Origin of the sequence: Parerythrobacter aurantius, assembly GCF_045291475.1 — a bacterium.
GTDB classification, from domain to species: domain Bacteria; phylum Pseudomonadota; class Alphaproteobacteria; order Sphingomonadales; family Sphingomonadaceae; genus Parerythrobacter; species Parerythrobacter aurantius.
Map to the genome: position 1 here is coordinate 2177215 of NZ_CP147985.1, position 24328 is coordinate 2201542.

Below are 24328 nucleotides of genomic sequence, written 5' to 3' on the forward strand. Positions count from 1 at the left end.
GGGATGCGGTTAAGCGGGGACTCGCACTTTGTGAAGCGAATGCTAGACCCTTATCCATGACCCGTATCGCCATCTGCGCCCCAGCGACTGCCATTACCCGCGAACAGGCCGACGCCGCGCAGGCGCTGGTGGCGGCCGAATGTCCGCAGCACGAACTATGGTTTCACGACCAGTGCTTCGTCAGCGAAGGGCATTTCGCGGGCAACGACCTGACCCGTCTTTCGGCGCTGGTTGAATGCGCCAACCACCCGGATTACGACGCCGTCTGGTTCGCCAAGGGCGGCTATGGCTCTGGGCGCATCGCCGAAGCGGCGATTGCCCGGATGAACGATGCCGCGCGCGAGAAGACCTATGTCGGCTTTTCCGACATGGGCTACCTGCTCGCCGCGCTCTATCGTTCGGGCATCGGGCAGGCGGTGCATGGCTCCATGCCGGTCAGCGCCCGCAGCGAGACGGGGAAGGGCGCGCTGCGCCGGGTGCTCAACTGGTTTTCGGGCGATGCCAGCGGGGTCGAACCCTCGATCGACGGCAAGACGCCGACGGTCGCCTTCAACCTCATCACCCTGGCGATGATGGTCCGCACCCCGCTGCTGCCGGACCTCTCCGGCCATGTCGTGATGGTCGAGGAAGTGAGCGAGCATCTCTACTCGGTCGACCGGCTGTTCTTCAGCCTCGCCAACACCTTGCCCCGGATTGCCGGCTTGCGGCTCGGCGCGGTGACCGACGTGCCGGAGAACGACCGCGAATTCGGCCAGACGGCGGAGGAAATCGCCAGGTTCTGGTGCGACCGGGCGGGGATACCCTACCTTGGCCGCGCGCGGATCGGCCATACCGGCGACAACCATGTGGTGCCCTTCGGGGTTGCGAGTCCGCCCCGCGCCTCGTAACCGGCTCTCCAAGACAGGAGATTACCAATGCGCGCATTTATCTTTCCCGGGCAGGGCAGCCAGAAGGTGGGCATGGGGGCGGAACTTGCCGCCGCCAGCGCCGCCGCGCGCGAGGTGTTCGAGGAAGTCGACGAGGCGCTCAGCCAGACGCTGAGCGACATCATGCGCGAGGGGCCGGAAGCGGACCTGACGCTGACCGAGAACGCCCAGCCGGCGATCATGGCCAATGCCATCGCCACGCTGCGGGTGCTGGAGCGGGAATTCGGCGTGAAGCTGGCAGAGAAAGCCGCCTGCGTCGCAGGGCACTCGCTGGGCGAGTACACCGCGCTCTGTGCGGTCGAGGCGTTCTCGCTGGCCGACACGGCGCGGCTGCTCAAGCTGCGCGGGCAGGCGATGCAGGCCGCCGTGCCGGTGGGCGAAGGCGCGATGGCGGCGCTGCTGGGGGCCGATATCGAGAAAGCCACCGCGCTTGCCGCCGCAGCCGCCGAAGGCGAAGTCTGCGAGGTTGCCAACGACAACGACCCGACGCAGGTCGTGATCTCCGGCCAGCGCAGCGCGATCGAACGCGCCGTCGCCATGGTAAAGGATTTCGAGATCAAGCGCGGCGTCCTGCTGCCGGTCTCGGCCCCGTTCCACTGCTCGCTGATGCAGCCAGCCGCCGATGCCATGGCCGAAGCGCTGGAATCGACCCCGCCGCAGAGTTTTATCCTGCCGGTCTATGCCAATGTCACCGCCGCGCAGGTCACCGATGCCGAGGAAGAGCGGGCCCTGCTGGTCCAGCAGGTGACCGGCCGCGTCCGCTGGCGCGAGAGCGTGTCCGCGATGCGCGCGGCGGGCGTGGAGCATTTCGTCGAGCTCGGCGGCAAGGTACTTGGTCCGATGGTGGGTCGGATCGAACAGGGGGTGGCCGTAACCAGCGCGGTTACCATGGAAGACCTCGAAGCGCTGGCGAAGGAACTTTGATGAAGCGTTTGCCCACTTTTGCCGCATTCGTGCTGGCGTTTTCGACCCCCGCAGCGGCGCAGGCCAACGACGGCATCGCCTGCATGGATCGCGACTATACCGCCGAAGAGCAGGTCGTGATCGACGGCTTCCTCGCCTCGGCCGACGTTATGGCGGAAAGCTTCGAGGCCCAGTCGCTCGAACTGGTCGTCCCGCTGGCGATGCGGATCAATGCCTGTACCGAGCAGCAGGGCTGGAACGAGCAGCAGGGCGATCAGGCGTTCCTCTACAAGTTTGCCGGCCTGATGATGGAAGCGCAGGGTCTCCGCAACCCGAAGATCGTCGAACTCGACCGCCGCATCCGTGAAGACGTGCCTGCGGCCGACCGCGACAGGCTGTATCGCATCATGCGGGAAACCTCCTTCGGGGAGATGACCGGCGAGCCAACCCGCCAGCCGACCAGGGTGGAACTCGCCTTCCTCGATGCCGTGCTGGCCTCGCCTGCTGTGGGTGCCAATGGCGAGGAAGCCGAACTGCTGGGCGGATATATCGCGGCCCGCATGGTGTCGGACGACGCAGGCGCAGCCTTCGCCGCGGCTGGCGCAGGAGAATAGGCATGACCGGATGTCCGGGACACATCACAGCGAGGAATAGCCATGTTCAGTCTTGAGGGAATGACTGCCCTTGTCACCGGCGCCAGCGGGGGGATCGGGTCCTCCATCGCGCGCTCGCTCGCGCGGCAGGGAGCGCGGCTGGCGTTGTCGGGTTCCAACCCGGCCAAGTTGCGTGCCTTTCGCGACGAGCTCAACAGCGAGTTCGGGCATGACCATGTCGAGATCACCTGCAACCTTTCCGACACCACGCAGGTCGAGGAACTGGTGCCCGCCACGGTGGATACGCTCGGCAGGATCGACATCCTCGTCAACAACGCCGGCATCACGCGCGACAATCTCGCCATGCGGATGAAGGACGAGGAATGGGACGAGGTGATGAAGATCAACCTCGAAAGCTCGTTCCGCCTGATGCGCGCCGCTGCCCGGCCGATGATGAAGGCACGGTTCGGCCGCATGATCTCGATCACCAGCGTCGTCGGCGCCACGGGCAATCCGGGCCAGATGAACTATGTCGCTGCCAAGGCGGGCCTGACCGGCATGTCGAAAGCGCTGGCGCAGGAGCTCGCCAGCCGCGGCATTACCGTCAATTGCGTCGCCCCCGGCTTCATCCGCACCGCGATGACCGACCAGCTGACCGACGACCAGAAGGGCGCGATCAACGCCCGCATCCCGATGGCGCGCATGGGCGAGGGCGAGGATATCGGGGCCGCCGTCGCCTATCTCGCGAGCCGCGAGGCGGGTTACGTCACCGGCCAGACGCTGCATGTGAACGGCGGCATGGCGATGGTGAGCGCCTAGGGGAAACGTAATGCGCCACGTCGTCCTTTGTGGAGATTCGATCTTCGACAATGCAGCCTATGTCGAAGGCGGGCCAGACGTGGCGCAGCAATTGCGCGGCACACTCGACTCGGGCGACAAGGTTACCCTTCTGGCAGTCGACGGCAGCATCAGCAGCCAGGTCGTCGGGCAATTTGAAAAGCTGCCGGTCGATGCCACCCATTTGGTGGTTTCGACGGGTGGCAATGACATCCTGCACTATGCCGCAATGCTTGAACAGAACGTCCACACAGTGGCAGCGGCCATGGCAATGCTGGCTGCCGCCAAGGCAGAATTCGCACCGCATCACATGGCAGCCGTCAATGCCGCCTACAATGTCGGGCTGCCGACCGCCTTCTGCACGATTTACGATGCCAATATGGGGCCCGCGATCACTACGGCCCTAGGGGTCTTCAACGATGCCATCACACGGCACCTTCACCAATTTGGGCTGGATTTGATCGACCTGCGCCTGGTCTGTACTAAATCGGCCGACTACGCCAACCCGATCGAGCCATCCGTGGCGGGAGGAGCGAAGATCGCAGCTGCCGTGGCACGATATGCCCAAGCTGTCACCAAACGCAGCGAAGCGACCCGAGTTTTCCGATAGCGGCGCCGCTTGCGCTACTTATCCCCAAGGAATCCCGCCCCTTGGGCCTTCCTCCTTGCGAGGGTTCGCAGGTGCGCTAGGGTTTGAGGGCATATTTCCCGGCGCCCGGGGCGATTCCGGTGGGGAATTCGCATCTCTGGGCGCACCAGAAACGAGAGAAGGACCGATGAAGGCCACCATCGAACGCGCGACGCTGATCCGTTGCCTGTCCCACGTGCAGTCGGTCGTCGAACGGCGCAACACCATCCCGATCCTGTCGAACATCCTGATCGAGGCGAGCGCCGGCGGCGCGGTCAAGGTCATGGCGACCGACCTGGACCTGCAGGTTGTCGAAACCATGCCGGCGGCGAGCGTGGAAAGCCCCGGTTCGACCACGGTTTCGGCTCACCTGCTGTTCGATATCGCCCGCAAGCTGCCCGATGGCAGCCAGGTCAGCCTAGAAGTCGCCGACAACCGCATGACGGTGAAGGCCGGCCGCAGCCGCTTCCAGCTGCCGACGCTGCCCAAGGACGATTTCCCCGTCATCGTCGAGGGCGATTTGCCGACCAGCTTCGAAGTGCCCGCCAAGGTGCTGGCCGAACTGATTGACCGCACCCGCTTCGCCATCAGCACCGAAGAAACCCGCTACTACCTCAACGGCATCTTCCTGCACGTTTCGGACGAGGATACGCCGGTGCTCAAGGCGGCGGCGACCGACGGTCACCGCCTCGCCCGCTACACCATTGCCCGCCCCGACGGGGCCGATGGCATGCCCGACGTAATCGTGCCCCGGAAAGCCGTGGCCGAGCTGCGCAAGCTGCTGGAAGAGGCGATGGACGGCAATGTCCAGGTTGACCTGTCGGCCAGCAAGATCCGCTTCACCTTGGGCGGGGAGGGCGGCACGGTGCTGACCTCCAAGCTGATCGACGGAACCTTCCCCGATTACAGCCGCGTCATCCCGACCGGCAACGACAAGCTGCTGCGGGTCGATCCCAAGGCGTTTTTCTCGGGCGTGGACCGCGTCGCGACCATCGCCACGGAGAAGACCCGCGCGGTCAAGATGGGGCTCGATGCCGACAAGGTGACGCTCTCTGTCACCTCGCCCGACAACGGCACCGCGACCGAGGAACTCGCCGCCGAATACAGCAGCGACGGCTTCGAGATCGGCTTCAACGCGGGTTACCTCAAGGACATCCTCAGCCAGATCGAGAGCGACACGGTCGAACTGCACCTGGCCGATGCCGGCGCGCCGACGCTGATCCGCAAGGATGAGAATTCGCCGGCGCTCTATGTGCTGATGCCGATGCGAGTCTGACGGCGGAATCAGCGCTCGCCAGTGCGAGCTGGTTTGGCTAGGCTTCTCTCAATTCGAGAGGAGACCGCATGACCAGCCAAGTTCGCGTCAGGAAAGACGAGCTGACCACCACGCAGATCGTCGATGTGGCCAATACGCCACTGGCCGAAGGCGCGGTCCGGCTCGCAATCGAGAGCTTTTCGGTCACCGCCAACAACGTCACCTATGCAGTGATCGGCGACATGTTCGGGTACTGGAACTTCTTCCCCCCCAAGGGAGAGGGCGCGGACGGCATGGGCATCGTCCCGATGTGGGGGCATGCTCGGGTGGTGGAGAGCAATTGTCCCGATATTGCCGTGGGCGAGCGCGTTTATGGCTACCTGCCGATGGCCGATACGCTCGACGTGATTCCGGGCAATGTCTCCAAGGGCAGCTTCATCGACGCGACGGATTATCGCCAGCCGATGGCCCCGATCTACAACCAGTACGCCCGCCTCGCCGCCGATCCGGAGCATGACCCTGCGCGCGAGGGCGAGCGGATGATCTTCGGCCCGCTGTTCAAGACAGGCTTCCTGATCGAATACCTGATGCGCAAGGAAAGCTGGTTCGGGGCCGGGCAAGTGGTGCTGACCAGCGCCTCGTCCAAGACCGCGATGGCCCTCGCCGCCGTGGCGAAGCAGAACTCGCCGCAGGTGAAGCGGATCGGGCTGACTTCTGCGGGAAATGTCGGCTTTGTCGAAAGCACGGGGCTCTACGACGCGGTGCTGGCCTATGACGATATCGGGTCGCTGGAGGTGGTGCCTACGGTGTCGGTCGATTTCGCCGGGAATGCGAAGGTGCTGGCCAACCTGCACCACCACTTCGCGGACGCGCTGAAATACTCGTGCATGGTCGGCGTAACCCATGTTGGCGAGCGCGGCGGGATGGACGATCCCGGCCTGCCGGGTGCCAAGCCGACGCTGTTCTTCGCCCCCGACCATGCGCAGGCGCTGTTCAAGGAACTAGGTCCGCAAGGCGCGGGCGCGGCGATCGGCGCGAGCTGGGGCCAGTTCCTCGGCGCGGTCGATGGCGCGATCACCATCGACCGCCGCAAGGGGCTGGAGGCCGCGCGGGATGCCTACCTCGCCACGCTGGCGGGCAAGGCCGACCCGGCGGTGGGGATCGTTATCGAGCCTTAGATTCCAGCATCGCGGTCGTAGCTTCGTCGCAGCATCCATCCCGTCGCCAGCAGCGCAGGGGCGGCTAGCCAGATGACCGACTGAGCCGAGAATCCTGCGGCGATCAATGCGGCGGCGAAAAGGCTCGCCGTGACCGACCCTAGGTCCCAGCCGCCCTCAGTCGCCATGTTGAACCGCAATGTGCATCCTGAGTCCTGGGCGAGATTGTACAGCCGCGCCATAACCACCGGTACTTGCACCGCGGCCACCATGGCGGCGACCGCCGTCATGGTCATCGCCATCCAGGGTGTACCGACTGCAAGCGTCTTGCCGAGCACGACCAAGGTTGCGGCGCCATATGCGAGGACCGCCACTCTGCCTCCGTGGCCGATATCTATCATGCGCCCTACGCAAAGGCTCACGGCAGCCCCGGCGATGCCTGCAAGGACCATGGTGCCGCCATAAGTCGAAAACTCTTCGCCCAAGGTCACGAACAAGGCAATCGACCAGAGGTAGTATCCGAGCGCAACTGCCCAGCCATCGACAAAAAAGAAGAGTGTCCCTTCGCGCAAGATGCGCGGTTCCGGCTTGGCATCCTCGATCGGGCGGGCGGGAAGACCGACCAGAGGCAATGCCGCTGCCATCTGGACCAGAGCCACTGTCATGAAGGCAAGTTTGGGTCCCGAGAAGACCAGCAGAAGTGTCATCATGGCCGGCGCGATCACACTCACCAGTCCGGCCAGTGCCTCGATTACGCTGGCTTGCGATCCTCTTGCTTCGTTGTTTCCGGTGCTTGCCACATAGGCGTGGTAGCTGGTCCAGTAGGTAACGCTGCCGACTGCCCCGACCACGATCCAGACGTACAGCAACCAATCCAGATCATCGACGCATGGCACCAGCCAATAGCTGCCCGAATCCAGCAAGGTTCCACAAACCAAGGTATTGCGAAGGCCGATTCTGCGTGCCAGCGGCAGGACAAGGGGTCTCAGCAGATAACGGCCGAAGTTCACTGCCGCCAAGGAGCAAAGGACATATGGCAGGGGGACCCCTGCCTTCAGCAGAAAGACGAGCAAGAATGCGCCGCCGCTGGTTTCGGCGAAGGTCTGGATGGCACTGTGAAGATAGACGCGGTTGAGCGCCTTGTTGGAGAACCAAGTCATACGAGGGATCCGAATTCTGGATGTGCAGAAATGCGCGCGCAACAGCGCGGCGCGTTCAACGATGAACGGGCGGATCAGCCCCGAAGTTTATTGGTGCACATCCTGACAATGAAGCACGGTTGCGCGTCCCGCGCAAGCGGGAGCGCGATACCTAGATATCCACGCAGATCTTGCCGAAGTGCCTGTTCGCCGCCTGGTGGCGGAAGGCATCGGCGAGGTCGGCCAGCGCGAAGTGGTCCGAGATTTCGGGCACGATTCCATTGGCCTCGATCGCCGCGATCATGTCGAGCTGCTGCTTGCGGCTGCCCACGGTAAGGCCCTGGACGCGCAGGTTCTTGGCCATCAGCAGCGCGGTCTGGACCGGCCCGGCAAAGCCCGCCAGCACGCCGATCAGCGCGACATGCCCACCGACGCGGGTGGCGATCATCGACTGGTCGAGCGTGCCCGCGCCGCCGATTTCGACCACGCAATCGACACCCTTGCCGCCGGTGATGCCCAGCACCGCAGCACCCCAAGCCTCGACTTCCTTGTAGTTGATCAAGTGGTCCGCGCCGAGCGCCTTCAATCGCTCCAGCTTCTCGCCGCTCGAGCTCGTGGCGATGACCTGCGCGCCCGCCATCTTAGCGAATTGCAGCGCGAAGATCGAAACCCCGCCGCTGCCTTGCACCAGCACGGTGTCGCCGGGCTTGATCGCGTTGTCGACAAACAGCGCCCGCCATGCGGTGAGGCCGGCGCAAGTCAGCGTTGCCGCCTGCGCCGCATTGTACCCTTTGGGCACGCGGGTGAACCAGTGTGTGGGTGCCGTGATGCTTTCACGGGCGTAGCCGTCAATCCCGTCACCCGGCACTCGGGTGAAGGCGGTGGCCGGCGGGGTGCCGTCGAGCCAGTCGGGGAAAAAGGTCGAGACGACAAGGTCGCCCACGGCATAGTCGGTCACACCTTCGCCCACGGCGGTGACTTCACCCGCGCCATCGGACATCGGGATGCGTCCCGCTGCCGCGGGGATCATCCCGGCGACCACGGCGAAGTCGTGGTAGTTGAGCGAGCTGGCCCGCACCCGCACGCTGATCTCGCCCGGTCCGGGGGCGGGGGCCTCAGCGATGTCGACATATTCGAGCGTATCGAGGGTGGACGGCTGGCCGCCGGTACGGATCGCCTTCATTCGGCTGCCTCCAGCATCTCGACCCGTTGCGGACCGCGGATCAGGCTGCCAGGGGCTTCTCCGGTCCATTGGCCTTCGCGGAAAGTGACCACGCCGTTCTTGATGGTGCAAACATAGCCATCGGCCTTTTGCAGCAGACGCTTGCCGCCCGCCGGAAGGTCGAACGCCAGCCATGGCTTGCCCAGCTTGAGCCGGTCCATGTCGATCACGTTGAGGTCAGCCAGATAGCCCGGCGCGAGTACGCCGCGATCCTCCAGGCCGTAGAGCCGCGCGGTGTCGTTGCATTGGCGCTTGATCGCATTCTCCAGCGTGATGGTCCCGCGCGCGCGGTCGCGCACCCAGTGCTGCAGCATGAAGGTGGGCGAGGCCGCGTCGCAGATGGTGCCGCAATGCGCGCCGCCATCGCTGAGCGAGTTCACCGTGTCGTCCGACTGCTGCAGGTCCATCAGGAAGTCGAGATTGCCGTCGGCATAGTTGAGGATCGGCAGGTAGATGAAGCCCTTGCCGTTATCGCGGCACAGCAGGTCATAGGCGTATTCGTCGCCCGAGACGCCCGCGGCCTTTGCCCGTTCGAGGATGCTTTCCGCCGCGGTCGGTTCGTAGTTGAATTCCGGGTCCATCTCGAACTGCATGTTCCAGCCGCCGCACACTACCATGATGAGGCCGATGATGTCCTGGTTGACCTCGGAAAAATCGTGCTGCTCGGCCAGCATCCGCGCCTTGAATTCGGGATCGAGCAGTTTTGCCCGCTGTTCCTCCCACGGCAGCCCTTCGACTTCCTTCCAGCTCGGCTTGAGGCGGAACGGGTGGACGGTGCCCTGCCAGGCCATGACGATGCCGTTGCCGCGCAGCGCAATCTGGGCGACGATGTTCGCACCATTGTCGTTCTCTGCCCGCATCGAGGAAATCTGTTCCTCCAGCGGCAGTTCTTTCGCGATGGACTGGAGCGCGGCGAAGGTGACGGGCAGGCCGGTCTCGCGGCTCATCTGGCCCATCCAGCCGAATTCGTCCCATTCGCGCATCATGTCGCTGGCCATTTCGAACACGCCGTGGCCGACTCGGCCCATGGCGCGGCCGATTTCGACCAGTTCTTCCGCCGTGGCAGTGGTGCCGGGGACGACCTCACCGTCGATATCGCGGTGCAGCACGGTGCGGCTGGTCGAGAAGCCGAGCGCGCCTGCGCGGACGCCTTCCTCGACGATCGCCGCCATCCTGGCGATATCGTCCTCGGTCGGGATCGCGCCCGGCCGCTCGCGGTCACCCAGCACGTAGGCGCGGACCGCGCCGTGGGGCACATGAGTGCCGACATCGACCGTGCGCGGCAGTTCCTCCAGCGCGTCGAGATATTCGGGGAAGGTTTCCCAGTTCCACTTTAGCCCTTCGGCAAGCGCGGTGCCGGGAATGTCCTCGACGCCTTCCATCAGGCCGATCAGCCATTCATGCTTGTCGGGCGCGGCAGGCGCAAAGCCGACGCCGCAGTTCCCCATCACCACGGTGGTAACGCCGTGCCAGCTGGACGGGGCCATCTCTTGGTCCCAGGTCGCCTGCCCGTCGTAATGGGTGTGGACGTCGACGAAGCCGGGGGTGACGATCTTGCCGCTGGCGTCAATTTCCTCGGCGCCGCTGCCGGTGACTTCACCGACCTTGGCGATGAGCCCGTCCAGAATCGCGACATCGCCGATAAATCGCGCCGCGCCGGTGCCGTCGACGATTGTTCCGCCGCGAATGACGAGATCGTATTGTGCCATGGTTCTCTCCTCTCCCATTTCACTTTGCAACCGACGTAGCACACGCGGGCGCGGGGTGATAAGCCCTGAATCATGGCGGATATGATGACACGGCAGGCAAGCTGGTCGCCCGATGCGGCGAGCGGGATAACCATCGAGTGGGTCGAGGCGAACGGACTGACCTTCGAGGTGGCGCAGGCAGGGGCCAAAGAGGGGGAAAACGATCACCTTGCCCTGTGCGTCCACGGTTTCCCGGAACTGCATTTCAGCTGGCGCGCCCAGATGCAGCATCTCGCCAAGATGGGCTACCGCGTCTGGGCACCGAACCTGCGCGGCTATGGCGGCACCACGCGGCCCGAGGGCGTGCGCAATTACGCGCTGGATCACCTGACGCAGGATATCGCCGCGCTGATCGATGCCAGCGGGGCCAGGAAAGTGACGCTGATCGCGCATGACTGGGGCGCGGTGATCGCCTGGTCTTTCGCCATCCTCAGGCTGCGTCCGCTCGAACGGCTGGTGATCATGAACGTCCCGCACCCGATGGTCGGCAGACGCGAGATCCGCCACTGGCGGCAGATGAAGAGGAGCTGGTATATCTTCTTCTTCCAGTTGCCCTGGCTGCCCGAGAAGCTGCTCGGGCGTGGCGGCGGTAAGGCCATCGGCAAGATCTTCGAGCGGACCAGTTGCAACCCGCAGCGGTTTGGGCCGGATGTGCAGGCGGTCTACAACGCTGCCTCCAGCCGCCCCGGGGCCTACACCGCCATGGTGAATTATTACCGCGCGCTGCTGCGCCATGGCGACAGCGTCGATCTGGGCGACCATCGCATCGAGGTTCCGACGCTGCTGGTGTGGGGCGAAGAGGATGTCGCGCTCAATATCCACTGCACCGAAGGAACGGAGGAGTGGGTGCCGAACATCACCGTACGCCGCCTGCCAGGCGTATCACACTGGGTGCAGCAGGATGCGCCGGGCGAAGTGAACGCGATCCTCAGCGACTGGCTGCCTAGCTACGCTCCGGCATCCTGACCGAGAACAGCACCGCGAGGCCGATCAGGAACAGCACCGAGATCGAGGCCATGCCGATCCGCTGGCTTGTGAACCACAGGGTGAAATATTCGACCAGCAGCGGGCCCATCCACACGGTGATAGTTCCGGCGATGGCATAGAGCCCGAAGAATTCGCCGCTGCGACCCGGCGGAGCGAGCGTGACGAGCATGGCGCGGCTCGACGAAATGCTGGCGGTGGCGGTGACGCCGACGACCGCGATCAGGGCAAGATAGGTCAGGTCCGACAGCGATTGGAATACCAGACCGTCCCACACCTGGTAGTTCTGGATCAGCCCGAAACCCAAACTTTCCTGCGTAATCGAAAGCTGCGTGATCAGTGTCACGACCATGACGATGATCTCGATGATGAGGGCATTCTTCACCCCCACCTTGCCGTCGAGCCAGCCGCCGAACAGCCCGCCGAGGAAAGCCCAGGCCGAGGCGTAGATGGCGTAGCACAGCATTTCGAGGAAACCCCATTCGAGCAGCAGCGCAACATAGACCGCGCCCAGCGCCAGCAGTGCGGCCATGGCATCGGCATAGAACATGCGGGCGATGAGGTACTTCATCAGTTCCTTGTATTTCGCCGCCTCGCGCAGCGTTCGTAGGACGCTTTGCGCGCCGCTAACGACCGCCTTGGACCAGCTCGCGCCGCGAACGCCGGGGTCCTTGGCGTTGAGGAAGAACGGGATCGAGAACGCCGCCAGCCAGACGGCGCAGATCGGCCCGGCAAGGCGCGCGTGTTCGAAGCGCGAAAGGTCGACCCCGAACTGCGGCTCGGCGAATGGCCACTGGACCGCCCCCGGAAGGATGAAGAGGAAGACCATCGCGATGAAGATCAGCACCGCAGCCAAATTGCCGAGACCCAGCCCGAGGCCCGATATCATCGACAGCCGGGACGGCTCCCCCGCGACGCTCAGCATCGCGTTGTGGGTCACTTCGGAATAGGTGTAGCTGACATAGGCGATCACCAGCAGCGCCATTATCGCGCCGACCGGCAATCCCTCTCCGCCCGGCATGGCGAACCAAAGCAGGCTGGAGCACGCGACAATCGAGCCCAGGAAAATGGCGAGGATCGGCTTGAGCCTGCCGCCGCGATCCAGCGCTGCGCCAAGGAAGGGGGCCGACAGCGCCGCAATCAGCCCGGCCCATTTCGTCACCGACGCGATGGTTGCCTGCCCCTGCGCATTGGCCGCAGCCTTCGCCGCAGCGGGGTCCATCCCGGCAAGTTCGCCGCTCGCCAGCAGATCCGCGCCGATGATGTCGCGGGCGAAATAAGGCGCAAAAATGTAGATGACGATCAGGATGTAATAGGGGTTGCGGGCCCATTCGAACACCGCCCAGGCAAAGCCGGTCTTGTCCATCGCGCCGCCGGTGCCGTGCGTGGGACGGGCGAGCTGTTCGGGATGATTTATGTCGACATAGTTGTCGTCATGATGTGCGGGTGTAGTGACCGTCACAGGCGTCGCGTGCTCCCGTTTGCGAGCGCGCGGCTGCGGCTTCGTGCCGTCCGTGCCGGTGCTCCTCTCCGGAAACGAGGGGTGTCACATGCGCGGGGGGCTGTCTAGCGAATAGCTGGGCGCCTGTTGCCGCGTTTCGACCGGCGACATGGCGTCAGGCCGCCGCGGATTCCTCTATTTCCACCTCGTCGAGGAAGGAGCGCAGTTCGGCTATGCTTTCGTCGGCGTGGGTCAGCAGGAACAGATGTCCGCCGCCCTCGACGGTGTAGAGCCGGCTGTTGGGGATCAGCGTGTTGAGGAACTTGCCGTTGATCGGCACCACGATCTGGTCGTCGCTGCCCATCATGATCAGCGTTTCCTTGGTCAGGAAGGGCAGGGCAGGCGCGCTGGTCCAGCCGAGCATGCACAGCAGCTGGTAGAAATAGCCGCGCGGGCTGGGGGCCTTGAGGCGGCCGATATGGCTCGACTTCTCGGACGATTTTTCCAGCTCGCCGCCGTAGAGCGTCTGGAAGTGCTTGGCCATGAATTCCGCATCGACATAGCGGCGCGGGTCGACCATTTTCGACAGCGAGGCCGGATTGCCCGGGACCATCAGCATCCCCATGGTGGTGGCGATCAGCACCAGCTTGCGCACGCGCCCGCCGTGCTGGAGGGTGAAGTGCTGCGCCATCGCGCCGCCCCAGCTGATGCCGATGACGTCGACCGTCTCCAGCCCGAACCTGTCGAGCAGCCTGGCTGTCGTCCAGCTCATGGTGAAGGGGTTGTAGGGCACGACCGGATCGGGCGATTCCCCGACGCCGGGCATGTCGAACATGATGAAACCGCGATCGCTCAGCGCCTCGGCCAGTGGCGCAACAGCTTCGATATTGGCCCCGATGCCGTTGAAGAACAGCACCGGCGGATGGTCCGATGGCTCATCCAGCCGCCAGGTTGCCACCCGCAGCGTGCGCCCGCCGACCTCTTCCATGGAGATTTCGGCGGTAAGTTGCTGATTTTTCGCCAAGTGCGATCCCTTCATCGGCGCGCGGCGAAAAACGCCGGCTCAGACCTGTTCCACTACGTAGAGACCGGGGGCCGGGTCCAGCGGTTTGTAGTCCGCATTCCCCAGTTCCTTGGGCGCCGCGTGCTGCTTGCCGCTGCGCTTCTGCATCCAGTCCATCCAGTAGGGCCACCAGCTGCCGGCCACTTCCTCGGCGCCCGCCTGCCATTCGTCGGCCGTCTCGGGCAGCTTCTTGCCCTTGTTGAGGTAGTATTTGGCCTTGGGATTGCCTGGCGGGTTGAGGATCGCCTGCATGTGGCCCGAATGGCTCAGGACGTAGGTCACGTCTTTGGAGCCAAACAACCTGGTCGAGCGATAGGTCGCCTTCCACGGGGTGATGTGGTCAGTCACCCCGCCGAGGATGAACAGGTCGCTGGTAACCTTGCTGAGGTCGATCTTGTGATCGACCATCTCGACTTCGCCCTTTTTCGTAAAGGCCAGCGTTTCGAAGATCGTCAGGAAGTCGCCCATCAGCGCGGCCGAAAGGTTGGTCGCATCGGCGTTCCAGAACAGCACGTCGAAGGCCGGCGGATCGTCGCCCAGCAGGTAGTTGTTGATGACGTAGTTCCAGATCAGGTCGTTGGGTCGCAGCCAGGCGAAACCGCGCGACAGGTCGTCGCCCTTGATGATGCCCTTCTTCGCCGCGCGCTGGCGGGCGAGGGCAAGCCCGTGTTCGCTGATCAGCGAGCCGGCCTCGATATCGTTCTGCTTGGGATGCAGCACGCACACCATCAGCGTCAGCGAACCGAGCAGGTCATCCTTGTCGGACGCCATCTTGCTCGCCAGCATCGCCGCCGTCTGCCCGCCCGAGCAACCGGCCGAGACATTGACCTTCTTCGATCCGGTGATGGCGCTGACCGCCTCCATCGCCTCGCGGCAGGAACGGACATAGTCGGCCATGTCCCAGTGGCCCTGTTCCTTCGACGGATTGCGCCAGCTGATGACGAAGGTTTGGATGCCGTTGTCGAGCTGGTACTTCACCACCGACTTCTCGGGCGAGAGGTCGTTGATGTACATCTTGTTGATCTGCGGCGGGATCGTCAGCTGCGGAATCTCGTACACTTCGTCGGTGGTCGGGGCGTAGTGGACCAGCTCCATCATTTCCGTGCGCAGGACGACCGAGCCGGGCGAAGTGGCGATGTTCTCCCCGATCTTGAACGGGCGCTTGTCGACCTGGCTGACCATGCCCTTGTTCTGGGTCATGTCGGTATAGGCGTTCTTGAGCCCCTTGATGAGGCTCAGCCCGCCGCTGTCGATGAGCCGTTTCTGCGCGGTCGGGTTGCCGATCAGCGTATTGGTGGGGGCAAGTCCGTCGATGATGATGTTGGAGATGAAGCGGGCGCGATCCTTCTCCAGCTCGTCCAGTTCCAGCTCGTCGAGCCAGTTGGCCATGCCCTTCTGCACGGCGAGGTAATACTGCATCCCGGCGCGCATGAAGGGGTTGTAGCGCCAGGCCGGGTCCATGAAGCGCTTGTCCTTGGGACTGGGGGCAAGCTCGCTCTGGCCGGTCATGATTTTGATCATGTCGCTGCCCATTTCCTGCGAATGGCGCATCATCCGCTGCGGATCGGAGGCTGTTTCGCGCAGCAGCACCGCGACCGCGCCGAAGATATCCTCGCGCGTGAGGCCGACCAGCGGGCCGAGCGCGGTGGTGTACTGGGCGGCTTCGTCTTCGAACTCTACGGCCATTTGCTTGGCTCTCCCTTGTTCTGCCTGTCTGCACGCCGCTTCGCCAGCGGCCTTGCGATACCTTTATCCCCTGGCCGCTATCATGGAAGCGATATCGACGAATTTTTCGCGCGGCGCGCCGTCGCGGGCGGCGGCCTGCTCTGCCTCTTCAATCTTCTGCCAGTCGCGGAAGGTCACGATATCGAGGCCCCGCTCGGCCGCATAGTCGTCGAACGCCTTGCGACCCTGCTTGCCGCCGGTACCCAGCGCGCCGCTGGCGATGTCCTCGGCAATTCGCTCGACCACGGAAAAGCCGTCGGGCCGGTTGGTGCCGATGGTGCCGGACGGCCCGCGCTTGGCCCAGCCGACGCAGTAGAGGCCGTTGAGGATGCGGCCGTCGTCGTTGGCGAAGCGGCCGGCCCGTTCGTCGAACGGGACATCGGGGATGGGGGAGGTGCGGTATCCGATGCAGCTGACGACGAGGTCGGCCCTGATGCGATAGGTCCTGCCCGTGCCGATCGCCCGCCCGGCTTCGACCCGCGTCTCCTCGATCTCGATTTCGCGCACGGCGCCATCGCCATGGAAGGCGACGGGCGAGGCAAACATGTCGAATTCGATCGTTATCGGGGTCTCGCCGTGGATGCCGGCCGGGATGGCGGCGAAATCCCGCAGCAGGCGCACTGACTTGCGCAAGCCGGGTTCGAGCAGCGTGTCGTCCGCTTCCTCCGGCAGGTCGGCCGGATCGACCATGGGGCTAGCCCGCTCGAGATGCATAAGCTCGCCCAGTTCCTTGGGCGTCATCATGATCTGGTGCGGTCCGCGCCGGCCGACGATCGTGATCGTGTCGATCTTGCTCCGCTCCAGCGCCTCGAGCGCGTGTTGCACGATATCGGCACCTTCGAACTCGCGGCGGGTCTTGGCGAGGATGCGGGCAACGTCGAGCGCGACATTGCCCATGCCGATGACGACGGCATGGCGCCCGGAAAGGTCGGGGGCCAGGCCGGAAAAATCCGGGTGCCCGTTATACCAGCCGACAAAGGCCGCGCTGCCGAAGATGTTGCCGAGCTCTTCCCCCGGCAATCCCAGGCGGCGATCGCTAGGCGCCCCCGTAGCCAGCACGACCGCGTCGTACATGGCCTGCAAGCCGCCGATGGAGATGTCGCGGCCCACGGTGACATTGCCGACGAAACGGACATTGTCCGAAAGGTTGGTTTTCTCGAACCGCTTGGCGACACCCTTGATCGACTGATGGTCGGGCGCGACGCCGGTGCGGATCAGCCCGTAAGGCACGGGCAAGGTGTCGAATATGTCGACCCGAACGTCCTCGCCCCAGTGCTTCTGGGCGGCTTCGGCGGTGTAGTATCCGGCCGGACCCGAGCCGATTATGGCGATATGTCGCAAGGATTCTCCCCCCTTCCGAAGATCGCCACGATGCACCCATCGCCTGACCGTGGCAAGTGGCGAGGATCGGGCCATTTTCGCGCCACGCAGGTGCCTCGCCGCCTGCACCGTTAAGCATCTTCGGTCAGCAAGCGCTTTAGCCTTTATAAACCGGTTGCGCGGCATAGAGCAGGACATGGGCGGACAGCAGGCAGCACATCGGATTCCTGATGGGGGACGTCGCGCGCCCGCGGCGGGCGGGCCGGCCGCGGTCGCCGCCGGATCCGAGGTGGCGGGTCAAACCCCGGCACAGCGCACGCGAGACGACCGCCGCGATCCCGGTTCGGCCCGGGGGGCCTCACGCAGTCGCGGAGGGAAAGCCCGGGTCAAGCCGCCGCTGATACCTGCCCCATGGCATTTGCTCGCCGCAAGTCCGCTCGTTTGCCTGGTGGCCAGCTTCGGCCTGTATGGCGGGCTGCCATCGTCACTGTCCGTCGCCTTCTTCGTACTCAGCTTCATCGGTCTGGCAGCAGGGAAGAAAGCGCGAGAATGGGAACGCGCCTTTCCTCGCGACGAAACCCACGTCCTTATCGTTGCGGGGGCCGTCAGCATTTTGCCGATCGTCCTGCTGGGCTTCGGCCTGACGAGCTGGATCGACCTCGGTGCGACAGCTGCCGCACTTGCCGTGGGCGCGACTGTCAGCGGCAACGCCGTCATCGCCACCTTCCTCGCCGGTCGGCCGCAGTTCATGTATGCCTGCATCGTTGCCTCATGGGCGCCGTTTGCCTTTGACTCGGGAAAACCTGCGTTCATCGGGATCCTCGTTGCCTTCGCCGCGGGGATGGCAGCCCTGGCGCGTCACCATGCCCGCCTCGACCGGCAGCGTGACGAACGCAGGCAGGCCGACGAGCGCGTCCTGTACCGTGCCATCGATGTGTTGCGCGACTATGAGGAAACCGGCAACGGCTGGTTCTGGGAGACCGACCGGCGGGGCTTGCTGACCTACATCTCCGCGCCTGTCGCCAAGCGCCTGGGCGCGAAGCCGGGCGTCCTGATCGGCCGGCCGATCACGGACCTGTTCGACCTTTCCCACGACAACCGCGAAGGCGAGCGAACGATCGCTTTCCACCTGTCCGCCCGCTCCGCCTTCCACGAACTGCCCGTGAAGGCGGCCGGGTCTGGCGAGGAACGCTGGTGGGCTATTTCCGGCCGGCCGATTTTCGACAGTTTCCATAACTTCTGCGGTTTTCGCGGCTCCGGCACCGACCTTACCGAAAAGCGGCGAAGCCAGCAGCATGCCTCGCGCCTCGCCCATTTCGATTCCCTGACCGGTCTCGCCAACCGTCACCAGATGTCGCAGACGCTGGAGAAAATCCTCGCGACACCCAACCCCGCCCATCGGGAATGCACGGTCTTCCTGCTCGATCTCGACCGGTTCAAGCATGTGAACGACACGCTCGGCCACCCGGCGGGCGATGCGTTGCTCAAGCAGGTGGCCCAGCGTCTCGAAGCGACCGTGGGCGAGGCCGGACGCGTCGGCCGGCTCGGCGGGGACGAATTCGAGGTCGTCCTGCCGGGTCGGGTGCCGTCCGAAAGGTCGGAGGCGCTTGCCGAACAGATCATCCGGTCGCTATCGCAACCCTATTCGATCGAAGGGCAGCGCGTCATCATCGGCGCGTCTGTCGGTATCGCCATCTCACCGGCCCATGGCGAAACCAGCGAAGACCTGATCCGCAACGCCGACCTTGCCCTCTATGCCGCCAAGGACGGCGGGCGCGGGCGGAGCCATGTCTATTCCAACGACCTGCACTCGGCCGCCGAAACGCGGGCCCAAATGGAACAGGACCTGCGCGATGCGATCGACGATGGTTCGCTCGAGCTGCATTACCAGCCGGTCGTTCAGACGTCGACGGAACGCATTGTCGGCTTCGAGGCATTGATGCGGTGGAACCACGGCGAACATGGCTACATCAGCCCGGACCGCTTCATACCAATCGCCGAGGATACGGGCCTCATCCATGAAATGGGCGAATGGGCGATCCGGATCGCTTGCATGGACCTCGCCTCCTGGCCCGAGGAAGTCCTTTGCGCCGTCAACGTCTCTCCCCTCCAGTTCGCCAATCCGCAGCTGCCGCTAATCATTACCAGCGCGATTGCCGACGCCGGGATTGCACCCTCGCGGCTCGAGCTGGAAATCACGGAAAACGTATTCCTCAGCGATGACGACAATACCGACGCGATGTTCGCCGCGCTCTCCGCCATCGGGGTGAGGCTCGCGCTCGACGATTTCGGTACGGGATACTCCTCGCTCGGCTATCTCAGGACCGCACCGTTCAGCAAGATCAAGATCGACCAGAGCTTCGTCCGCGGCGCGACGTTACCCGGCAGCCGCAACGGGGCCATCATTGCTTCGATTACCAGCCTGGCCCAGGAGCTTGGCATGGACACGACGGCCGAAGGCGTCGAGACGATGGACGAACTCGACCTCGTGCGAATGCACGGGTGTAGCCATGTCCAAGGCTATATCTACGAAAAGCCGCTGCAACGTGCCGAGGCGAGCGAGCGCCTGCGCACCGGGTTGACGGCCATTGCAAGGGGCCATCAGTCTGCGCGGCTTCCGCGCCAGAGCATGCTGCGCAAGATCATCCTCGAGCACAACAATCAGCATTATCACGGCACCATCCGCAATATATCGCCCAACGGCGCCTTGATCGAAGGTCTGTGGAATGTTCCACCGGGCACGATTTTCCGCATCGCGGTAACCGAAAAGATCATCGTCACCGGGACTACGCGATGGAGCAAGGACGACCGGATGGGTGTCGAGTTCGCCACCCCGCTGCCGCAGGCGGACACGGGCAAGATCGACCTGCACATCAGCGACACGACATTTGCCCTGCGCAAGGCAGGATAAGGTTAACCGGATGGTAAATCCGTGCCGCTATTCCGGCCTGACAACGGATGAACGCTGCACTTAACGGCACCGGAAAAGAAAGGTCTATCGGGTCAGGCAAGCTGGAATGGCATTGGGAAGTTTCTTTTCGAAACGCTCGGGAGACAGGGCGGGGTCCGGCGAGGCCTACGGCGCAATCGGCAAGGCCGACCCGCGCCGTCTGGCGCTGCTCGACGATTTCGAAAGTGCCAATCTCGGCTGGTTCTGGGCGACCGATGCCGAATGCCGCCTGATCTATCTTTCGGCCAATGCCGCAGCCCAGATCCTCGGCGAAACCGACGAAGTGCTGGGCAAGGAACTATCGGAAATATTCGTCCCCGACCGTGACGAGAACGATCACGAAGGGAGAAGCCAGCGCCCGCTTCCCTTCCTGCTGCGCGCCCGCAACACCATCACCGCTCTCGAAGTTCGTATTGCGGTTCCGAACAAGTCCATCTGGTGGTCGATCTCCGGCAAGCCGCAATTCGACGACCGGGGAGAATTCGTCGGCTATCGCGGCAGCGCCCGCGACATCACCGCCGTGCGCGAACAGGAACGCGAGACCGGCCGATTGGCCCAGTTCGATTCCCTGACCGGCCTGTCCAACCGTCACCGCATGTCGAAACGGCTGGAATCGATCTTGGCCGCCTTCAAGGTCGCAAAACGATCCTGCGCCCTGATGATGCTGGACCTCGACCGGTTCAAGCAGGTCAACGACACGCTCGGCCACCCGGCGGGCGACGAGCTGTTGAAGCAGGTTGCGCAGCGACTCCAGCGGATCATCGGCGGCAATGGTGAAATCGGCCGCCTCGGTGGTGACGAATTCCAGGTTATCCTGCCCGATATCGAAGATCGCGGTCGGCTCGGCGAACTCGCTGCGCGCGTCATCCAGATGGTGTCGCAGCCCTATTCCATTGATGGGTCCCGGGCCATCATCGGCACGTCCGTCGGCATCGCCGTGGCGCCGTTCGACGGGATCGAGGCCGAGGAAATCGTCAGCGCCGCCGACCTCGCGCTCTATGCCGCAAAGGGCGGCGGGCGTGGCCAGTACCGCTTCTATTCGAGCGAACTTAAAGACGGGGCCAAGCTGCGTCGCCAGATCGAGGAAGACCTGCGCGATGCGCTCCAGCATGAACAGCTTGAGCTGCATTACCAGCCTTTGATCGATGCGAAGACCCATGAGGTGCGCAGCTTCGAATGCCTCGTACGGTGGAACCATCCCGACCGGGGCTGGATAAGCCCGGCGGAATTCATCCCGATTGCGGAAGATGCGAACCTTATCGGCGATCTCGGCAGCTGGGTCCTGCGCCAGGCGTGCAAGGATGCCGCGGCCTGGCCGGTCGACCTCGGCGTTGCCGTCAATGTCTCGGCCGTGCAGTTCGGCCATCCCGACCTGCCCCTGGTAGTGAAAAACGCCTTGCAGGCATCGCAGCTGGCGCCGCATCGCCTCGAGCTTGAGTTGACCGAGAGCGTCTTCATCGGCGATCCGGCGACGACGCAGGAGATGTTCGAGAGCTTGAAGCGGATCGGCGTCCGGCTGGCGCTCGACGATTTCGGTACGGGCTATTCTTCGCTCGGCTATCTGCGCAATGCCCCGTTCGACAAGATCAAGATCGACCAGAGCTTCGTGCGCGGCGCGACCGAGCCCGACAACAACAACGCCGCCATCATTACCGCCATTGTCAGCCTGGCCAACGCGCTGGGCATGACGACGGTCGCGGAAGGCGTGGAGGCGATGGACGAACTGCAGCTTGTCGGCGAACGGGGCGCGAAGTTGATCCAGGGGTGGATTTTCTCGAAGGCCATGCCCCAGGCCGAGATCGTCGAACGGCTTTCAAGCGGCAAGCTGAAGTACGATCCAGTCGGCCCGGCCAAGCACCGGGCAGAGCGGCTTTCGATGTTCCGGCGCATCGGCGTCATCCACGAAGACCACCGCTACGAAGCGGTCATGCGGAACCTGTCGAAAACCGGGGCGCGGATCGAGGGATTGCTCGACGTGCCGCTCGGGACCGACCTGGTGCTGGATCTCGGCGGAGGCCAGCTGGCGATCTGCAAGGTCCGGCGGTCCGAAGACGCGGAGCAGGGCGTGGAATTCGAAGTGCCGCTGATCAGCGACGGGGCGGATGGCCTGTGCACCCGCCACCGGGTGTCGCCATACATGCTCGCCGCTGCCGGCATGCCGCTGGCCGCGCTGCCGCCCGGGCATTACCAGATGCCGGACACCGGCCGGCCGAAGTCCCGGCCGAAGTTCCTGCAGGTCGATCTCAGTTCCGAAAGGGCGCGCAAGCAGCGCTGATGGAGACGCCAGACGGGCAATAGTCCCTGCTGACAAGCCTTGCAGGCATCGCTATTGGCGCGGGCGATGACTGACCTTTCCAAGATCCGCAATTTCTCGATCATTGCCCATATCGACCATGGCAAGTCGACCCTCGCCGACCGGCTGATCCAGGCCACCGGGGGCCTGACCGAGCGTGAGATGTCCGAGCAAGTCCTTGATAACATGGACATCGAGAAGGAGCGCGGGATCACCATCAAGGCCCAGACCGTGCGCCTCAGCTATACCGCGAAGGATGGCGAGACCTACGAGCTCAACCTGATGGACACCCCCGGCCACGTCGACTTCGCCTACGAGGTCAGCCGCAGCCTCGCCGCCTGCGAGGGCGCGCTCCTCGTCGTCGACGCCGCGCAGGGGGTCGAGGCGCAGACGCTCGCCAATGTCTACCAGTCGATCGAGCACGACCACGAGATCGTCCCCGTCATCAACAAGATCGACCTGCCAGCCGCCGAACCGGAAATGGTCCGCAAGGAGATCGAGGACATCATCGGCATCGACGCTTCCGAAGCCGTCCTCACCAGCGCCAAGTCCGGCATCGGGATCGAGGACGTGCTCGAAGCCGTCGTCGCCAAGATCCCCCCGCCCAAGGGCGACCGCGACGCCCCGCTCAAGGCCAGCCTGGTCGACAGCTGGTACGATCCCTACCTCGGCGTGGTCATCCTCGTCCGCGTCATCGACGGCGTCCTCAAGAAGGGCCTCAACGTCAGGTTTATGCAGGGCGGCACGCAGCATCTGGTCGACCGGGTCGGCTGCTTCACCCCCAAGCGCACCGATCTGCCCGAAATCGGCCCGGGCGAGATCGGCTTCATCACCGCGCAGATCAAGGAGGTCGAACAGGCCCGCGTCGGTGACACCATCACCACGGTCAAGAACGGCGCCACCCAGGCGCTGCCCGGCTACAAGGAAGTGCAGCCGGTGGTGTTCTGCGGCCTCTTCCCGGTCGACGCGGCGGACTTCGAGAAGCTGCGCGAGAGCATCGGCAAGCTGCGCCTCAACGATGCTTCCTTCTCCTACGAGATGGAAAGCAGCGCCGCGCTGGGCTTCGGCTTCCGCTGCGGCTTCCTCGGCCTGCTGCACCTCGAGATCATCCAGGAACGGCTCTCCAGAGAATACGATCTCGACCTCATCACCACCGCGCCATCGGTGGTCTACCGCGTGCACCTCGGCCATACCAAGAACGAGGATGCGAAGGTGATCGACATCCACAATCCGGCCGACTGGCCCGACGTCAACCGGATCGACACGATCGAGGAGCCGTGGATCAAGGCCACGATCTACACCCCCGACGAATATCTCGGCTCCATCCTGAAACTGTGCCAGGACCGGCGCGGCATCCAGACCAACCTCACCTATGTCGGCGGGCGCGCGCAGGTGACCTACGAGCTGCCGCTGAACGAAGTGGTGTTCGACTTCTATGACCGGCTGAAGAGCATCAGCCGCGGCTATGCCAGCTTCGACTACGAACAGATCGGCACCCGCGAGGGCGACCTCGTCAAGATGAACATCATGGTCAATGCCGAGCCGGTCGACGCGCTGAGCCTGATCGTCCACCGTAGCGTGGCGGAGGAACGCGGCCGCGGCATGTGCGAGCGGCTGAAAGACCTCATCCCGCGCCACCTGTTCAAGATCCCGATCCAGGCCGCGATCGGCGGCAAGATCATCGCCCGCGAAACCATCGCCGCGCTGCGCAAGGACGTGACGGCGAAGTGCTACGGCGGGGATATCTCGCGCAAGAAGAAGCTGCTGGAGAAGCAGAAGAAGGGCAAGGCGCGAATGCGGGAGTATGGGAATGTGAGCATTCCGCAGGAGGCGTTTATTGCGGCGCTAAGGATGGGGGAGGAGTAGTTCCTCCCCGAAACGGTGGGGGGGGACCATCCTGAGCTTGTCGAAGGATGGTGGAGGGCACCTCCGACTTTCTCCCCCTATTTATCGCGCACCAGGACACTAAGACACAAAGGACGCGCGAGGGCCCGCAAGGCGGCCGGTCTGCGTGCACGCAGGGAGCAGCAAACGCATCCTCCGATAAGCCATTTGCTTACGTGTGCATGGCAAAACAAAAGCGATGTCTGTTACGCTTCCGATCACAGAAGCGCTTTGACAAAGCAGCAAGCGGTTTTCCTCCG

General features: G+C 64.1%; 18 protein-coding genes. 11 read left to right on the top strand and 7 right to left on the bottom strand.

The features are described 5' to 3' along the window. The first annotated feature begins 56 nt into the window (after positions 1-56). From WAB17_RS10915 to WAB17_RS10945, 7 genes are all read left to right on the top strand, one after another. Positions 57-887, top strand: coding sequence for an LD-carboxypeptidase (locus WAB17_RS10915; RefSeq protein WP_435417374.1), 831 nt, complete (start codon positions 57-59; stop codon positions 885-887). Positions 888-914: 27 nt separating this feature from the next. Continuing rightward, on the top strand, positions 915-1850 hold the full coding sequence (fabD, locus tag WAB17_RS10920) for an ACP S-malonyltransferase (RefSeq protein ID WP_435417375.1): 936 nt from the start codon (positions 915-917) through the stop codon (positions 1848-1850). Beyond that, a complete protein-coding gene (locus tag WAB17_RS10925; RefSeq protein WP_435417376.1) occupies positions 1850-2443 on the top strand; it encodes a hypothetical protein in 594 nt (197 codons plus the stop codon). Before fabD ends, WAB17_RS10925 begins: the two co-directional genes overlap by 1 nt. A 42-nt stretch (positions 2444-2485) precedes the next feature. Then, positions 2486-3241 carry a 3-oxoacyl-[acyl-carrier-protein] reductase gene (gene fabG, locus WAB17_RS10930; protein ID WP_435417377.1) on the top strand — a complete coding sequence of 252 codons (756 nt, stop codon included), beginning with the start codon at positions 2486-2488 and terminating at the stop codon, positions 3239-3241. A 10-nt stretch (positions 3242-3251) separates the two neighbouring features. Beyond that, positions 3252-3869, top strand: coding sequence for a GDSL-type esterase/lipase family protein (locus WAB17_RS10935; RefSeq protein WP_435417378.1), 618 nt, complete (start codon positions 3252-3254; stop codon positions 3867-3869). A 166-nt stretch (positions 3870-4035) separates the two neighbouring features. Beyond that, on the top strand, positions 4036-5163 hold the full coding sequence (gene dnaN / locus WAB17_RS10940; RefSeq protein ID WP_435417379.1) for a DNA polymerase III subunit beta: 1128 nt from the start codon (positions 4036-4038) through the stop codon (positions 5161-5163). A gap of 68 nt (positions 5164-5231) precedes the next feature. Next, positions 5232-6320, top strand: a complete 1089-nt coding sequence (locus WAB17_RS10945; protein WP_435417380.1) for a DUF2855 family protein — start codon at positions 5232-5234, stop codon at positions 6318-6320. Here the strand turns inward: WAB17_RS10945 and WAB17_RS10950 are convergent. From WAB17_RS10950 to WAB17_RS10960, 3 genes are all read right to left on the bottom strand, one after another. Beyond that, a complete protein-coding gene (locus tag WAB17_RS10950) occupies positions 6317-7459 on the bottom strand; it encodes an MFS transporter (protein ID WP_435417381.1) in 1143 nt (380 codons plus the stop codon). The genes WAB17_RS10945 and WAB17_RS10950 overlap by 4 nt on opposite strands. Positions 7460-7610: 151 nt before the next feature. Continuing rightward, the gene (locus WAB17_RS10955) at positions 7611-8621 is read right to left on the bottom strand and encodes a zinc-dependent alcohol dehydrogenase family protein (RefSeq protein WP_435417382.1); all 1011 of its coding nucleotides are present in this window, start codon (positions 8619-8621) and stop codon (positions 7611-7613) included. Beyond that, positions 8618-10369, bottom strand: a complete 1752-nt coding sequence (locus WAB17_RS10960; protein WP_435417383.1) for an N-acyl-D-amino-acid deacylase family protein — start codon at positions 10367-10369, stop codon at positions 8618-8620. Before WAB17_RS10960 ends, WAB17_RS10955 begins: the two co-directional genes overlap by 4 nt. Before the next feature lie 72 nt (positions 10370-10441). Here WAB17_RS10960 and WAB17_RS10965 point away from each other — a divergent pair, with 72 nt between their 5' ends. Next, entirely contained in the window at positions 10442-11374 is a 933-nt protein-coding gene (locus WAB17_RS10965; RefSeq protein ID WP_435417384.1) for an alpha/beta fold hydrolase, read from the top strand. On the opposite strand, the gene WAB17_RS10970 is transcribed toward WAB17_RS10965, so the two are convergent. The 4 genes from WAB17_RS10970 to WAB17_RS10985 form a co-directional block, all read right to left on the bottom strand. Continuing rightward, positions 11352-12854, bottom strand: a complete 1503-nt coding sequence (locus WAB17_RS10970) for an MFS transporter (RefSeq protein WP_435417385.1) — start codon at positions 12852-12854, stop codon at positions 11352-11354. The two genes, WAB17_RS10965 and WAB17_RS10970, sit on opposite strands and share 23 nt — an antisense overlap. A 154-nt stretch (positions 12855-13008) precedes the next feature. Beyond that, positions 13009-13857: an alpha/beta fold hydrolase gene (locus tag WAB17_RS10975; protein ID WP_435417386.1), complete on the bottom strand. Its 849-nt coding sequence runs from the start codon at positions 13855-13857 to the stop codon at positions 13009-13011. Positions 13858-13896: 39 nt separating this feature from the next. Next, complete coding sequence (locus tag WAB17_RS10980) at positions 13897-15582, bottom strand: PHA/PHB synthase family protein (protein WP_435417387.1); 1686 nt, start codon at positions 15580-15582, stop codon at positions 13897-13899. Between the two features lie 63 nt (positions 15583-15645). Continuing rightward, positions 15646-16962, bottom strand: a complete 1317-nt coding sequence (locus tag WAB17_RS10985; RefSeq protein WP_435417388.1) for an FAD-dependent oxidoreductase — start codon at positions 16960-16962, stop codon at positions 15646-15648. A 427-nt stretch (positions 16963-17389) separates the two neighbouring features. Here WAB17_RS10985 and WAB17_RS10990 point away from each other — a divergent pair, with 427 nt between their 5' ends. From WAB17_RS10990 to lepA, 3 genes are all read left to right on the top strand, one after another. Further along, on the top strand, positions 17390-19852 hold the full coding sequence (locus tag WAB17_RS10990) for an EAL domain-containing protein (RefSeq protein ID WP_435417389.1): 2463 nt from the start codon (positions 17390-17392) through the stop codon (positions 19850-19852). 106 nt (positions 19853-19958) lie between these two features. After that, complete coding sequence (locus WAB17_RS10995; RefSeq protein WP_435417390.1) at positions 19959-22166, top strand: EAL domain-containing protein; 2208 nt, start codon at positions 19959-19961, stop codon at positions 22164-22166. A gap of 66 nt (positions 22167-22232) precedes the next feature. Further along, complete coding sequence (lepA, locus tag WAB17_RS11000) at positions 22233-24050, top strand: translation elongation factor 4 (protein ID WP_435417391.1); 1818 nt, start codon at positions 22233-22235, stop codon at positions 24048-24050. Positions 24051-24328 lie beyond the last annotated feature (278 nt).